The 15,474-nt window shown below is 57.8% G+C and carries 11 protein-coding genes; 4 read left to right on the plus strand and 7 right to left on the minus strand.

All coding sequences use genetic code 11. From position 1 onward, the window contains the following. Positions 1 to 87: 87 nt before the first annotated feature. The gene (locus tag KVG95_RS02295; protein WP_217854365.1) at positions 88 to 4,752 is read left to right on the plus strand and encodes an NEL-type E3 ubiquitin ligase domain-containing protein; all 4,665 of its coding nucleotides are present in this window, start codon (positions 88 to 90) and stop codon (positions 4,750 to 4,752) included. 157 nt (positions 4,753 to 4,909) lie between these two features. Here the strand turns inward: KVG95_RS02295 and KVG95_RS02300 are convergent, their stop codons facing one another. The 5 genes from KVG95_RS02300 to KVG95_RS02320 all read right to left on the minus strand — a co-directional run bounded on the left by KVG95_RS02300 (position 4,910) and on the right by KVG95_RS02320 (position 10,660). Beyond that, positions 4,910 to 5,404 (minus strand): CS1 type fimbrial major subunit, encoded by a 495-nt coding sequence (locus KVG95_RS02300; protein WP_217854366.1) that lies wholly within the window; start codon positions 5,402 to 5,404, stop codon positions 4,910 to 4,912. A 63-nt stretch (positions 5,405 to 5,467) separates the two neighbouring features. Next, entirely contained in the window at positions 5,468 to 6,211 is a 744-nt protein-coding gene (locus tag KVG95_RS02305; protein WP_217854367.1) for a molecular chaperone, read from the minus strand. Positions 6,212 to 6,270: 59 nt separating this feature from the next. After that, positions 6,271 to 7,536: a hypothetical protein gene (locus tag KVG95_RS02310; protein WP_225922860.1), complete on the minus strand. Its 1,266-nt coding sequence runs from the start codon at positions 7,534 to 7,536 to the stop codon at positions 6,271 to 6,273. Between the two features lie 5 nt (positions 7,537 to 7,541). Further along, positions 7,542 to 10,061, minus strand: a complete 2,520-nt coding sequence (locus tag KVG95_RS02315; protein ID WP_217854368.1) for a CS1-pili formation C-terminal domain-containing protein — start codon at positions 10,059 to 10,061, stop codon at positions 7,542 to 7,544. A gap of 107 nt (positions 10,062 to 10,168) precedes the next feature. Continuing rightward, on the minus strand, positions 10,169 to 10,660 hold the full coding sequence (locus KVG95_RS02320; protein WP_217854369.1) for a CS1 type fimbrial major subunit: 492 nt from the start codon (positions 10,658 to 10,660) through the stop codon (positions 10,169 to 10,171). A 477-nt stretch (positions 10,661 to 11,137) separates the two neighbouring features. On the opposite strand from KVG95_RS02320, the gene KVG95_RS02325 reads away from it, so the two are divergent. Then, positions 11,138 to 11,728, plus strand: a complete 591-nt coding sequence (locus KVG95_RS02325) for a PadR family transcriptional regulator (protein WP_217854370.1) — start codon at positions 11,138 to 11,140, stop codon at positions 11,726 to 11,728. After that, entirely contained in the window at positions 11,725 to 12,516 is a 792-nt protein-coding gene (locus tag KVG95_RS02330) for a siderophore-interacting protein (RefSeq protein ID WP_217854371.1), read from the plus strand. Before KVG95_RS02325 ends, KVG95_RS02330 begins: the two co-directional genes overlap by 4 nt. Before the next feature lie 183 nt (positions 12,517 to 12,699). On the opposite strand, the gene KVG95_RS02335 is transcribed toward KVG95_RS02330, so the two are convergent. Together KVG95_RS02335 and KVG95_RS02340 are read right to left on the minus strand one after the other, a co-directional pair. Then, entirely contained in the window at positions 12,700 to 13,356 is a 657-nt protein-coding gene (locus tag KVG95_RS02335; protein ID WP_217854372.1) for a Pr6Pr family membrane protein, read from the minus strand. 2 nt (positions 13,357 to 13,358) lie between these two features. Then, a complete protein-coding gene (locus KVG95_RS02340; protein WP_007941719.1) occupies positions 13,359 to 13,589 on the minus strand; it encodes a VF530 family protein in 231 nt (76 codons plus the stop codon). A 315-nt stretch (positions 13,590 to 13,904) separates the two neighbouring features. Between KVG95_RS02340 and KVG95_RS02345 the strand changes: the two genes are divergently transcribed. After that, positions 13,905 to 15,287, plus strand: a complete 1,383-nt coding sequence (locus KVG95_RS02345; protein WP_217854373.1) for a carbohydrate porin — start codon at positions 13,905 to 13,907, stop codon at positions 15,285 to 15,287. The last annotated feature ends 187 nt before the right edge of the window (positions 15,288 to 15,474 follow it).

Below are 15,474 nucleotides of genomic sequence, written 5' to 3' on the forward strand. Positions count from 1 at the left end.
CCGAATCCTGCTTATATTTGCGCTTTTTTCAGCGCTCCCCCTTGCCTAGTCTGGTCGTCCCATCATGGATGACTGGACGATAAACCCATGCCGATTACCCCGCTTACACCTGAAAGTACTCATCACGAATTAATCCGCAATGCCATCCCCTCGTGGCTCACCGATGCATCATTGCAACGCGTCAGTGCGCTGAAAACTGTCAGGCTGAATCTTCCCGACTGGCACAGATCCGCCTCGGCAGCCGAACACCAGCGCTTGAAGGAAGACATCAAAGATCATTGGGTCGCGCAGAACAGCGTGGACAAGGCACTCAGCGAACTGCAAGACGTTTACGCCTTCGCTGAACCGATTCTGAAAAAAGCCCTGAAAGACCGATTCGGCCTGGAAGAAGATGTGAAGGAAACCTGGCTGCGCCTGTATGCGCCAGTGAAAACGTCTTGGTGGGTGCATGACTTCGCGTCCGGCACTCAAAGCCGCACGGTGTCCCTGCTCGATGCGGCGCTGCACAACTTTTCGAGCAGCGAAATCTTCACCACGGATTCCGAGTTCATTACCCGCCCAGACAACCGGGGGCATTTCAGAACAAAACCCATCAAGCACAAAATGCGCATCGATCAGTTCAAGACACTCTGTCGCGATCTGAACCTCGGTGCTCAATACGAACGACATCTCAAATCATTTCTGCTACCGGCCGACAGGTTGGCCAGCAATGTACTGCGCTACCGGGTCACTCAAAGCCAGAAAAGTGCATTAAAAGCTGCCGCGCGCATGGCACTGATGAAAAAAGACCTCAGCCAACACGCCTACGCCGTTGTACAGGGCATGCTCAATGAGCAAAAAAAACCGACATGGAACGGTAAAGCCGTCAGCTACTACAACCTGGCGATGATGGACGCTGCCCTGACCGGCATCGTGTTGATCACAGCCGATGTGCTCACCAGCAAAGTCCCCGAGCCACTGATTGCCTATGTCCCCAACGACCCCGAACATCCGCTCAAGGAATACCCTTCATCCATCGAATTCATGGCCGAGCTGACTCGCCAGTTACGGGATGATCCAGCCTCGCCAACACCGGGATCAGGACGCTATCAAACATTTTTCAGTCAGTTCATTGCTCACTCGCAGCGCGGTGCTTTTTTCGCCAGGCTGAACGCACGTTTGAGCCAAGTGAAATGGCACCAGGCTGCCCCCGGCCCGAACACGCCGAGCTGGCGAGAGACACCGGTGGACAACCCGAACCTGCAGTTCAGCCTGTCGAAGATCGAGGATGATCGCCAGACCCGCTTCGACGGCGAGCTGTGGAAGTACCTCTACCAGGAGAAGCTGAACAAGATTCTCAATGACGCGCGAGACATCGTGATTTCCACCGACTATGCCGATCGCATGGCGCGCTGGGCCTGGTGGGACAATCTGGAAAAAATGCTCTCGGATATTCTCAATGTCGCGTTGCTGGTGGCGACTCCCTTGGTGCCCGGCCTGGGCGAACTGATGCTGGCGTACACGGCATATCAACTGACGGATGAAGTGGTCGAGGGCATTGTCGACCTGGCCGAAGGCCATTTGGCCGAAGCCGGTGAACAAGCCATCGGCGTGCTTGAAAGCATTGTTCAGCTGGGCGCTTTCGCCGCGGGTGCAGCAGTGGGCAAGCTGGCGAACCAGAAGCTTTCGTCGTTTGTCGAAGGGCTGAAACCGGTGCAACTGGCCGATGGCAAGACCCGCTTGTGGAACCCGGATCTCGCGCCCTATCAACAACCACCCAGCGTGGCTTTGCCCAGCGACACCCGGCCGGATACGCTCGGCCTGTATCAGCACCAGGGCAAGCGCCTGCTACCGCTGGATGGTCAATTGTTTGAGGTGGAAAAAGCCCCGGACAGCGACCAGCACCGCATCAAGCATCCGCAGCGCCCCGATGCTTATGGTCCGGCGCTCACCCACAACGGTGAAGGCGCCTGGATCAGCGAAACGGAAAACCCGCGCAGTTGGGAAGGCACGACATTGATGCGTCGCATCGGTCACCGCGTCGACACGTTTACCGACACGCAGCTGGAACAGATTCGCCAGATCAGCGGCACCGATGAAACCGTGTTGCGCAGGGTACACGTTGAACGCGCCCCGTCCCCCGCACTGCTGACCGATACCTTGCAGCGCCTCGGCGCATCCGCAAAAGTCGCCGAAGTAGTATCCCCCGACGTCACCCTGCTGCTCATCGACTTCCCCGACCTCCCCACACCTGTTGCGGAAAAAATCATCAAGGGCGCCACACTCCAAGAACAACAACAGATGACGCAACAACGACGTCTGCCGTTGCGCCTGAAAACCCGGGCACGGGAGCTTCAGTTCGAGACGCAATCGGTTCGGGCTGCCCAGGGCCTGTACCAGGATGCTTTGATCAACATTGATACCGAACGCCTGCTGCTGGGGACGTTGCGAACCTACACCGACACATTCGGCGACTTGCGCATTGAAATTCGTGAGGGTGCATTTGATGGGGAGCTTCGTTGCAGTGCGGGCCCCGAGGATGCGACGCAGGTTCGGGTATTGATTCGAAACGAGGCAGGAAAGTACCGGGTACGGGATGCCTCGGATCAACCGATCCATGAGGACGAGGGTTTTCTCGAAGCGATCCTGCATGCCATGGGCAGGGATCGACAAAATGCGTTGGGCTATAAACCGGGTGACGCCGAGTCCTTCAGGCAGTGGGTCATTGCCAAGACCGCCCCGCCCAGCGAACGTCGGACGCTGCTCGCCCGCCCCCCCGTTCGCCCCGTTGCCGAGCACGAAACCCTGTTGCTGGTACGCGGCGGCTGGCTGAGCAAGGATGGCGAGACGGTGCATGATCGTATTCGCGATCAGTACCCGCATTTCAGTGAGCGCGAGGTCGATGTGTTCGCCAACGCGCTGATCGAAAAGGGTGAGCCGCTGAAAGCCATGGAGCAGGAAGAAGACGATCTTGATGAACTGCGGGTGATCCTGAACCGTTGGGAATACCAGCAACCACAATACTGGGGCCCGGATCGCCAGGGTTTCATGAACGGTGGCGGGCAGCACATTTCCCGACGCCTCATTGAGTGTTTCGAGCGCAAAAACCTGGAGCTCGGCAACCGCACCGACCCTGCCCACTATGCCCTCGACCTTTCCCGAGAATTGTGGCCGGTGGATCTGGAAACCTGGTGGTCGAAACGCCCGGAACTGAAGAAGTTTCTCAATCGAATCACGGTCCTGAAGCTCGACAACACGCGGTTCGGCAGCGAGCCGAATGGCCTGTTGAAAGACTTCCCCAACCTTCGAGAACTCAGCGCCAAAAACTGTGAACTGACTCAACTGCCCTACGGCATCGGCCAGTTGCGCAGGCTGGAACGTCTGCGACTGAGCAGCAACCGCATCGTGCTGGACGCGCCGGCGGTTGAGCAGCTGAGAAACCTGACCTACCTGGAGATCCTCAGGCTTGAGGATAATCCCCTGGGCAGGCTGCCGGACATCGGGCGCATGCCCAGACTGAAGGTCGTGGCCCTGAAAAATACCGGGCTCAGTACTTGGCCGGAAGGCACATTGGCCAAACCCCGCCCACGCGGTTTCTTTATGGACCTGCGCGAAAACCCGATCGATCAGCTCCCCGACGTGGTATCCGGCTCGCCGGATGCATGGGTGGTGGCGCGTACACGTCTGGATGTCGGCCAATTGAACGAGGTGCATCAGGTAACTTATCAGGCACTGCGCCGATCCGTGCAGTTGCCTGCCGAACCTGTCGAACCCTCAAGCACGCTGGTCCCACCGATGATCAGTTCGACTTACAGCGCCTCGCACTGGAACGACGTGCCAGGCTGGGGGGTGGATCGAGCCACCTTATGGTCTGAGCTGCTCGACGAACCCGATGCCCAACGGTTCATGGCCGTGCTGATCGACACCCAAAACTCGGCCGACTATCGGGCGGGCGGCCAGGCTCAGGCGCAACTGTTGCAGCGCGTATGGCGGATGCTCGACGCCGTGCATATCGATGCCCGGCTCAGGGAGAAGCTGTTCACCATGGCCATCGCCCCGGTCGATTGCGCCGATGCCGGTGCACAGTTGTTCAATCACATGGGCATCAATGTGCTCGCCTCCGAGGCGTATTCGTATTCCACCGATACCCCGCAACTGGAACGATCGCTGGTAACCCTGGCCAAAGGCGCCGCGCGCCTGGAGTGGGTCAACGATATTGCCCGGGCCGATATTGGCGGTCGCGACAGCAACCCTGACGATGTCGAAATCTATCTGGCTTACCAGACGGGTCTGGCACAACGCCTGAGCCTGCCTTGGCAATCCGAAAGGATGCTTTACCGAGATGTGTCAGGCGTCACCGATGCCATGATCGACCAGGCCGGTGACACGGTATTGGAACTGGAGGAAGGCGATGGTCTGGTGAACAAAATGCTTGAACAGGATTTCTGGGAACAGTATCTGCACGAAACCTGGCCAGTGCGGATTGAAACCAACAAGCGCCTGTACCTGAATAAATCCGAACAGTTTGTGTCGTTGCGCAGTGTCCAGCGGGAATGGGCCGACGCCACGCAGTTGAGCGACACCCAGCGTGCCGTGCTGAGAAACCGGCTCAAAGAACGGATGAACGATCTATCGGTGCCAGAGACTGTAGTGTTTGCCGATGAGCCGATAAGCGATGTCATCTTCGACCGGTGGCTGGTCGACATGGGCGATGAGGAAAAAGAACTGTCGAGGCGTCTGACCCGCGAAGCATTGAGAAGAGCCGGGCAGTAAAACGGCCACGCTTCAAGTTGCAAGATGAAGTCTGACGGCGGAACCGCCGTCAGACTGACGTTAACCATCTACCGGCCCCATTCTTCAACGAGCCCCTCATTACCCATCTCGAACAAGGCGAATACGTGTTGGTGTCATTCGTGGGACATATTCGAGATCAGGGCGCGACAGCATTGAAAATCAGCTGGACATTTCCATAGTAAGTGCCCGGTTTGTAGCCACCGGCAGGCACTTTCGGTCGTATCTCCAGGGGAAAGCGGCCGCCCGCCATCGCTTGCGCCGCCGACACCACTTCCCGGGATTGCGGATCGTGGCTCAGCTCATGGCCGTTGAAGCTGACCCGCAAGTAGATGTTCTGATCGTCATGCCCATTGGACAAATAGGGTTCGCTCTCCAGTCGTGCCTCAATGGCACTGGTGTCGTGTTTGACATCGAAGTTTTTGCGCAGCCCGCCCAGGGTTGAAGTGTGGATGTTCCAGGCCAGAATCTGCTCCCGATGAATCCAGTCCGTCTCGGCCGGGATCACGTAAAACCCCAGCGTCGGAATATTCACCGACACTTCGAACGTGTGTTCTTCCCGCGCCGCGAACGCCGACGCACTCATCAGTGCCACGCTGCCCATCCACAGGACGATGGCCGCTTGCTTGATCATGTCAGATACCTGTTGCGTCAAAAAAAGGCCACGAGCGCCAGCGGCTACCCGCGTGGTCGAAGGTCACCGGCCGGCGATGTGCAACGCCTTTTTCGAGCCGCCCTCGATCAGGTTGAAGCGGTACTCACGCCCCGGTTTCTTGTCGAACTCAAACGTCTTGCCCGCCAGCACGTGGTGCTTGGTAGTGGGCTCGCAGTCGGTTTCGTTTTTGCGCGAGCAGTTACGGAACTCATCGATCACCACCACCGTGTTGCCGTTATTGCGCAGCCTGTAACGTTCGGCGCTGTCGTCGACCACACTGTCATAGCGACTGTTCTGCGGCCGGACGAAGAACACCGTGCCGAAACCGGTCATAACGTTAACGCCTGCCGACAGGGTCTTTTTGTAGTCCTCGCGCTCCTCGCTGGACATCGCGAACTCGTCTTCCTTTTCCGGCACCACTGGCACGAAACGCACACGAAAATAGCGCTCGGTTTCCCGCTCTCCCATGGCCAACAGACGCGTGCCCTGCATGCCGGTGGCCGGGATGATCAAACGCGCCGGGCTGGCCATCAGCCCGTCGCGAGCGCTGGCATCGGCCTGAGCCTTGACCGGCACTTCGCGAGGCGTGCCATCCGCGTCGTAGATGATTTCCAGAATATTGACCTTGACGAAGGCCGTGCTGTCGCCGCTGTTGAATACGCGCTTGAGGTACGTGCTCTTATCGCCATCCAGATAGTCGTAAACCGTTCCCACATTGATTTGCGGCCCGGCCTGAATCGCCAGAGAAAATCCGCCCAAACCCAACAGTGCCCACAGACGTTTCATACCCTTGAACCTCATACTATTGAACACAACGCTGGCTCGAATAATCGATGCGCAGCCCATCAGATTTCCGAGTCCCAGATCACCGTCACCCTGCCCGAATAGCTGCCGCCGCTACCGGGCTCCAGCATGAACTCCATCTGGTTTTGCGGAATTTCGAAATGCAGAACTCCGGGTGCTCTATCGACATAGAAGCCGGGTTGAAACTGTTGTGCATTGGCCGCTCCCGCTCTCAGGCGCTGGCGCTTGACGGGTAGTCCGGCAAAATCGGTCAGCCCATTGGGCAGGCTGACACTGACCTGCAACTCAACCGATTTTTTCGAGACCGGGTCTTTAATCATGCAGTCGTAAGAGAACCCCGCAATCTCACACTCCAACTGCATCTTGAAGCGCGAAGACGCCGAGATATTGAAGGTCTGATCGCGGAACAAACGCACGGGCCGGCGCCCGGCTTGCAGCCAGCTTTGCCAGCCACCGGCCGGTACCAGATCGATTTTTTCGCCACCGGGAGGGATATCGACCTTCAGGGTGTGCTGCACGTCGAGATTGAAGTTCAGGGTCAATGCAGAATCATCGGGTTGCATTACATCACCCATGTCGAAATCCTGATTCGGCCCGACGCCAAAGGTAATCGATCCGTTGTAAGACCCACTCTGCATAGTCAGTGGGTTCGGCGTTATCAATTGATAACCGAACACGAAGTACAGGTATCGAAAGGACAGTGGTATCTCGAACAAAGGTTGCTTTGAACACACCCCCGCGCCGAGGGGCACTTTCCAGAAGCTGTTGAAACCAATATTACCCACGGTCGACCACCCGACTCCCTGACAGGGTGGAGGGGCATACATCCAGGATCCGCCGTTCCAAAGCCTGTCCCATCCAGGCCCGCCCGCCACCCCGGTCAATTCGGCGACCGACACCGGTAGCTGCGACTCATGTCCGATTCCCGCAATCCGGACCTTGACGGTCTGGACTTCTCCGGATGAGTGGGTAACCTGCACATCCCGCCAGTCCGAGGGCACTTTGGCCATTCCACCTTGCCGAGGATCGACATGATTGGCACGGATCGGTGCATTAGCAGTAAATGAAATCGGCGCAATCAAACTGAATAGACCCTCCGACTCACAGGCCCTTGGCACCTGAAGACAGAAACCCTGAGACGGCGTTTTATTCACGAATTCATTTTTATGCGGAGCCGCCGAGTCCGGCGAAAACGTAGCGTCAATGTTCAAGACAGCGGCATTCACCGGTAATGAACTCAATCCACACAACGCTGCCAGCGGCATCGCGCGACTGAGGTTTTTTCCAAGCCTGGTCAATATCTTCATGTCAGTCAGCTCGCCGTAGCGTCCTTGAAAGTAGCGTCTGCCAAGGTGTCCGGTGAACAACGCAAATCACCGATCATCAGCACATCGTTTTCACTGCGGTGCTTATCCACATCGAGTCGGAACTGACACAGCAACTGGTCGGCATAACGAACGTCCAGGGTGGGAGAGCCGGCATTCATTTCCATCGAGAAGAACCCATCGACCTCACTGACCCCACGGCTGGCGTGGTTGATCACGTGGTAGCCCTTGAGCGGCTGGCCTTGTGCGTCGAGCAGACGGCCCAGCACGGTGAGGGTTTTCATCACTCGCACCTTGCGGTACTCGACGCCGCCCTTGTTCAGGTGATAGCGGGTACGCGCCGGTTCGATGCTGGCCGCCGGCGCGTGATTGCCTTCGAAGTCGAAGCTCACCGAGCCGTTTCTGTAGGCGGTAATCGGAATGAAGTTGCGCCCTGGGCGCAACGCCGCGCTGCCACCGCTCAAATCATCGGCGCGCAAGGCAATGCCATCGATATCGGACTCGACATCGACGATCATCCCGGCACCACGACCCTGATGCTGGCTGGTCAACGTCATGCGTTGGCCTCCAACGATCAGCGTGCTGTCCAGATTCAGGCCACCGGTGAAGTTGCCGTTATAAGACGAGCGCTGGACGAAGCCGTCGCCATTGACCGCGTCAGTACGAAAGTTCGCCAGGCTCGATAGACCAATGCCGTAAGTGTCGGTGAGCGCCGTCACCGAGACGTTCTGCAAAACGTGGTCCCGCAGGGTCTTGCGGTAACCGATCGAGGCGTTGTTGTCGCGGCTGCCATTCCGGGCAGTGCGGGTGCCGATGCTGCCGGAGACCTGCTGGTCCGGCCCGCCCAGCGCCATGTTGATACTCAGGTCGACCCCGCGATTGCGCGCATCGCCACTGCTGTAACTGCCAGGACGATCAAACAGCGACAGGCGCCAGTTGGCGTCGCTGCCGAACATCACAGTGCGTTGCGACCAGCCCAGATCCACCCCCACGCCTTCGGTGTTGCCGTCACTGTGGGACACCCGGGCATTGAGTGAACTCTTGCGGCTGATGCGATGGTTCAGCGCCAGCGATGAATTGCTGGTCTGGCCGGTGAACACATTGCGCTGACGTACCCGAGTACCATCAGGCAGCGTGTCGTAACTGTTGCGGGTGTCGAGCCAACTGCGGTTGTGGCTGATCACCAGGCTGCCGGAGCCATAGTTGTAGAGCCCCTGCAGATCGGCGCCGGTGCCGTGATCTTCGGTCTGGTAAAGATTGGCATAGAGGCTGGTGCTGTTCGCCAACGTCCAGTCGATGGAACTGCCGTATTGCAGTTTTTCGCGCACCTGACGGGCCGACAGCCCGAGAATCACTCTCGGGTGCAGCAGGTAGTTGAGCGACGCGCCAGCAGTCGAATCGCCGCTGGTCTGTTGATCCCAGTTGCTGAGCAGTTTGGTTTCCTGCCCGGCGAACAGGTTGTAGCGCCAGCGCTCATCAAGGTTGCGCCAGTTGTTCGGTTTGTAGATCAGCTCCTGAGTACTCGAGGTGGTTTGACCGTCCTCGATCAGCCGCACTTCCACCTCGTAAATGCCACCGGGCAACGGGCGAGTGTCGAGGGTTTGCAAACCGGCAGGCACCGATTGGGTATTGATCAACAGGCCATCGCGGAAAATCTCCACGGACGCCTGACGGTTCGCCGTCACATAAACCGGGTACACGCTGGGCCGGGAACTGTCGATCGCCAGGCTGTCGGAACTGCCGTACATCAAGCCGACGGCTGTGTCGGGACTGGTGCCGAACGAACGGGGCTGGCGCGTCAGGCCTTCGGAATTGGGGGTGAAGTAGCCCAGGCGAACGAAACTGCCGGGCAATTCACGCTGGGTGTAGAGCTCGTGAACTGCGTGATAAAGCTTCTCGTCCGGCCCGCCGAGGCGAGCCAGTTGCATATTGAACGTCTGGCTCCAACTGCCCAGGCTGGCGCTGGCTTCGAGGCCGAAACGACCGCCCAGATCCTGATCCTGTCCCCCATTGAGGTTGAGCTGGTTGCGCACCATCAGGCCGCTGCTGCCACCTTCGGGTTGGTCGTAGTAACGCTTGGCCTCCAGATCGCGCTCAGCGTTTTCGGTGACGATCGATACCAATGAATTTTCGAGGTTGTAGTGAACCGCCAGCATTTGCTCCGGGCATTGACCTGTGCAGCTGCCCAGCGCCACACCGGGTTTGAGGATATCGGCCCAGGTCTCGCGCTCACTTGCGCCGAATCGGCTTTCGCTGGTATCGGTGAAATCGAGCAACGTCACGCGGTCATCACGGGACAACACAACCATTGCCTCGCCGAGCGGTTGTTGATCGAGCTCTACCCGAACCGCCAGCGGAACATCAAAGAAATGCTCCTCAAACTCTGCCGGCAAGCCTTTGGCCTGAGCCAGCAAACTTCGCGGCGTATCAACGGAAGTGGGCGCCGCAAATGCACTGCTACATAACAGCAACGCAAGCGCTGCCGCGATGGGCGTCATCGGGAACATGAACAGGTACTCTGATTACGAAGAAGTTGAATCCCGACCGACAGATGGAAGCATGCCGGCCGGTCACGTTACTTAAGCAAGTAAGCGCTTATGACTCCTGATCAAGTTCAAAGAGCAACAGGGGGAACAGCGTCGAACGTCATGGTGACTGCGCCGGTGTAATACCCTGGCGCAATATTGGGGCTAATAGCCTTGATATTGAGTGGGGCACGGAAGTTGACGTTCGACTCGGTCTCGCCAACCACCATTTGCGGAGTCGTGGAGAGGACTACACCATTAACCGCCACTTGCAGATTGATCGCGCTAGAACCAGAGTACAGCTGCGGTACGCTTTCAAGGCTGGCATGCACAGACCCATTATTGTTGATCATGTCAAAGAAGCCGTTGACCTCGCCCATTTTTCCGGTAGTGGGCCTATAGCTCATGTCCTGATCCTTGTTGACCAGGTCCGGATCGGCCGGGACTACATAGAAGCCGTTGCCCGGCACATCAGCCACCAAGCTGATCGAGTGACGGGCTTCACTCGCGGCAAACACGGCGGAAGAACTCAGAGCCAAAACAGCCAGTGGAGCGGCAATCGCGAATTTTTTGAACATCATTCAGTACCTGTCTTCTTGAAAGGATCGATTCATTGAAAATCCACACAACGCACACCGGTAAGGGCTCGTGTTGATTTGAACTTTCAACGCCGAGGCATGATCGGCTGTTCGCTCTGGAAAGTAAGCAAGTAACTTCCGATGATCACGTAGTTAAACACCCTCATGACAAGCAAGAAAAAAGAACAAAAAATCAAAATACAAAACATCGACTGTAAGTTATGCCCTACATACAGTTTTATTAAAAAAACCATACAGCAGTTTTAACTATACAACACGGGACTTCAGGGCTTTTAGAATAGAGGGTACGACACTAATAGAGCGATAACTTTAACTTTCAAGTCCTGTTTCCGGAAGAAAAAGTCAGGTTGCCAACCCATGCACCGCTTGTCGGCCGACTGAACGGCTCCCAAAAAACGTCTTGCTCGCTCCATAAGATATATCTTAAGTTGTATCTAAACACGACGAGAGAAAGCAAAAATGAGAGACCATCATTCCCCCCACCGCGAACACGGCGACGGCCGCGACGGCTTCGAGAAACGTCCGGGACCCGGCCGCGAGCGCGGTGGACGCGGACCACGGGTGTTCGCCCCCGGTGACCTGAAATTGTTGCTGCTGGCGCTGATCGCCGAGCAGCCGTGTCATGGCTATGACCTGATCCGCCAGATCGAAAGCATGTTCGACGGCGCCTACAGCCCCAGCCCCGGCGTGATCTACCCGACCCTGACCTTCCTTGAAGAAAGCGAAATGATCCTGGGCGATGCCGAAGGCGGAAAAAAACGCTACAGCATCACCGACGCCGGACGTCTGTCTTTAAGTGAACAAGCGATTGCCCTGGATGGCGTGCGCATGCGCATCGAGGTCAGCAAGCGCTCGTTGCGCGGCCATGACCGCCCGGCCGAAATTCACGAAGCGGTGCACAACCTGCGCCATGCCTTGCAAATGCACCATGGTCGCTGGAGCCCGGAAGAAATCCTGCGGGTACGCGACCTGCTCAACAACACGGCCAAAGCCATCGTCGACGGCCCCGCCGTTCAACCCGTTCAACCCGTTCAGGAGAACGCCGAATGACCGACGTTATCGTGCCATCCCAATCCATTCACCGTGTCAGCCACGAGATCAAACGCCGTCGTCTGGAAGTACTGCGAGTGGTCGACCTGACCCCGCGTATGCGCAGGATTACCCTGGGTGGCCCAGAGCTGGCTGGCTTCGTCAGCCTCGGAACGGACGACCACGTCAAACTGCTGTTCCCCCAAAACGCAGCGGAACAAGCGGCATTGGAAACGCTGGTTCTTGGGGCTGGCAAAGACAACGGGCCCATGCCCGCAATGCGCGACTACACGCCTCGTCGTTACGATCTGGATACCCTGGAATTGGACATCGACTTCGTGCTGCACGGCGATGGCCCTGCCTCGACCTGGGCCGAGCAGGCCAAACCCGGCCAGTTCCTGCACATCGGCGGGCCTCGGGGCTCGATGATCGTGCCGGACATCTTCGACAGCTACCTGCTGATCGGCGACGAAACCGCCCTGCCCGCCATCGCCCGCCGCCTTGAAGGCCTGGCCGCCAATCGGCGTGCACTGGTGATCGTGGAAGTGGAAAACGGCGCCGAACAACAACGCCTGGAAAGCGCAGCACAGGTCAATGTGATCTGGGTATTGCGAGAAGGTGGCAGGAATAACCTGCTGACCACCGTGCAACAGATCGAGGTGCCCGATGGCAATCTGTATGCGTGGGTGGCGACTGAGTCCAAAGTATCGCGGCAGATCCGCCGGGTATTGCTCGATGAGCATGGCCTGGACGAGCAGTTTGTGAAGGCTGTCGGTTACTGGCGACTGGACGACAGTGACGAGGAGTAACCACAAATCGAAATGTGGCGAGGGGGCTTGTCGGAACGCCGCACCGCCCCGTTCGGCTGCGAAGCAGTCGCAAAATCAGCAAACTCGGTGTGCCGGTTAAAACTCCGTTGCAGGTTTAGCGCCGCTACGCAGCGCAACGGGGCAAGCCCCCTCGCCACAAAGCTCCCTCGCCACAGTCAGTGTTCACTTCCGCCCCGTGCGCCACCGATCCAGCCCAACCACCAGCAGCGCAATCAGCACAAACCCCGCCAACAATCCTCCCGCATTCACAAACACCTGTGGATAACCCAGCTTATCCACATCAATGAATGGATACGGATAAACCGCCAGCAGATGCCCACGCCATAACGCATAGCCGAAGTACACCAACGGATAGATCACCCATAGCGCAATGTGCCGCAGCCGCAACGTGCCTTTGGGCACACAGAGCCACCAATAAACCAGAAACAGCAGCGGCATGACGTCATGCATCAGCTCATCGGCCAGCCATTGCCAGCCTTCGGGATGCCACAAATGGCGTAATAACAGGCTGTACGCCACACCGACCACGGCGATGCTCACCGCAATTCCACTGCTTACCCACGGCTGCAAAAACCAGCGCCGCGCCGCCGATTCGCGGGACGTCAGTTCACAGGTCAGAACCACCGCCACCAGCGTATTGGTCAGCACGGTGAAAAAACTGAAAAAACTCATCAGCCCGCCCAGCAGACTGGCCGCAACACTCCAGCGTAAGTAGAGAATCAGGTACAGCTGAATGGTTAATCCCGCCCAGCCCAGAATCGCCGCCACGGCAACACAACGACGCCTCGCGGCAGAACCTGGCGCCGAGGGTATGACCATGCTCAGACCGGTCGCTTGGTGCGCATCAACTTCACGTACAGGCGTTCGACCTTCTCCCGCGCCCACGGGGTTTTGCGCAAGAAAGTCAGGCTCGACTTGATGCTCGGGTCACTCTTGAAGCAGCGGATATCGATGCGCTCGGCCAGCCCCGACCATTCATAGTGTTCAACCAGCGCGTTGAGGATCTGTTCCAGCGTTACGCCGTGCAGCGGGTTGGTGTTCTGTTCGGTCATGCCGGGCCTTCGAGCGAAGTGGGAATTGGAAGCCGCGCACCTTAGCCGAGGGCTTCGTTGGGGGGAAGCTATCTGTGTGCTCTCTGTTAAATGTAGGTGACCTTGAGAAGATCGCAGCCTTCGGCAGCTCCTACGCAGCGATGTGTTTCTGCACACTATTACCAAATCCGAAATGATCCATGTCAGTAAAAGCCCTTTCTCTATGTGTAACAGATCATTATCCTTACGCCCGTCCAGCTGAAACGCTTCTCCCCTGCTTCATCCCTGCTGCGTTCAGTTCACCCCCTTTAGAAAAAGACCAAGAATTTCTTCTCTATGCCTGATTTTCAAACTCCGCGAGACAGCGCTGTCTTATCCCCTGTGGCCAATCGAAAAGCCCTGAACCTGATCGGCGGTTTCACCGCGTTGAGCCTCGCCACCTGCACCCAGGCTGCGCCGGCCTTCGATAGCGATTCGCCGTGGATGCTCGGTGACTGGAACGGCACGCGCACCGAACTTTCGGAAAAGGGCTACGACTTCAAGGTCGATTACACCGGTGAAATGGGCAGCAACCTGCACGGCGGCTACGACCATGACCGCACCGCTCGCTACAGCGACCAGTTCGGCTTTGGTACCCACCTTGACTTGCAGAAGATTCTCGGCTGGGACGACGCTGAATTTCAGCTGACCATCACCGAGCGCAATGGCAACAACATCAGCAACGACCGGATCAACGATCCGCGTGTTGGCGGTTTCACCTCGGCTCAGGAAGTCTGGGGCCGCGGCCAGACCTGGCGCCTGACGCAGATGTGGTATCAGCAGAAATTCTTCGATCAGAAGCTCGACATCAAAGTCGGCCGCTTCGGCGAGGGCGAAGACTTCAACAGCTTCCCCTGCGACTTCCAGAACCTGGCGTTTTGCGGCTCCCAAGTCGGCAACTGGGTTGGCGACATCTGGTACAACTGGCCGGTCAGCCAGTGGGCGATGCGCGTCAAATATCACCTGACGCCGCAGCTCTACGCGCAAGTCGGGGCTTACGAGCAAAACCCGTCCAACCTTGATCGCGACAACGGCTTCAAACTCAGCGGCAGCGGCACTCAGGGCGCGATCCTGCCGGTGGAACTGGTCTGGAGTCCAAAATTCAATAGCCTTCCGGGTGAATACCGTGCCGGTTATTACTACAGCAATGCCAAGGCCACCGATGTCTACAAGGACAGCAACGGCCAGCCGGCAGCCCTGAGTGGCGAGGCTTATCGCAGCGCATCGAGCAAGCATGGTGTGTGGCTGGGCGTGCAGCAGCAGCTGACCAGCCGCGCCAGCGACCACTCTCGCGGGTTGAGCATGTTCGCCAACGGTACGATGCACGACAAGAAGACCAACGCCATCGACAACTACGTCCAGGCTGGTGTCGTCTACAAAGGCTTGTTCGATGCTCGCGCCAGAGACGATATCGGTTTTGCCCTGGCCCGTGTCCACGTCAACCCGGCCTACCGCAAGAACGCCGAAGCGACCAATCAGGCCCGCGCCGTCTATGACTACAACGACCCGTCGTTCCTGCCGCCACAAGACACCGAATACAGCGCCGAACTCTATTACGGCGTGCACGTCACGAACTGGCTGACCGTGCGCCCGAACCTGCAATACATCCGCCACCCCGGTGGCGTGGACAAGGTCGATGACGCGCTGATTGGCGGGATCAAGATCCAGTCGTCGTTCTGATTAGACGCACAAAAATGTGGGAGCGGGCTTGCTCGCGAAAGCGGTCTTTCAGCCAACCAGGATGTTGAATGTGATGACCTCTTCGCGAGCAAGCCCGCTCCCACAGGGATTGCGGCTCAAAGACTCAACTGAACACTTTTTAACCTGAACCATGCCCGCGCCAGATCGTCATCTACAGTGAACTTGC

The sequence above is a fragment of the Pseudomonas farris genome, from assembly GCF_019145235.1.
Taxonomy (GTDB): domain Bacteria; phylum Pseudomonadota; class Gammaproteobacteria; order Pseudomonadales; family Pseudomonadaceae; genus Aquipseudomonas; species Aquipseudomonas farris.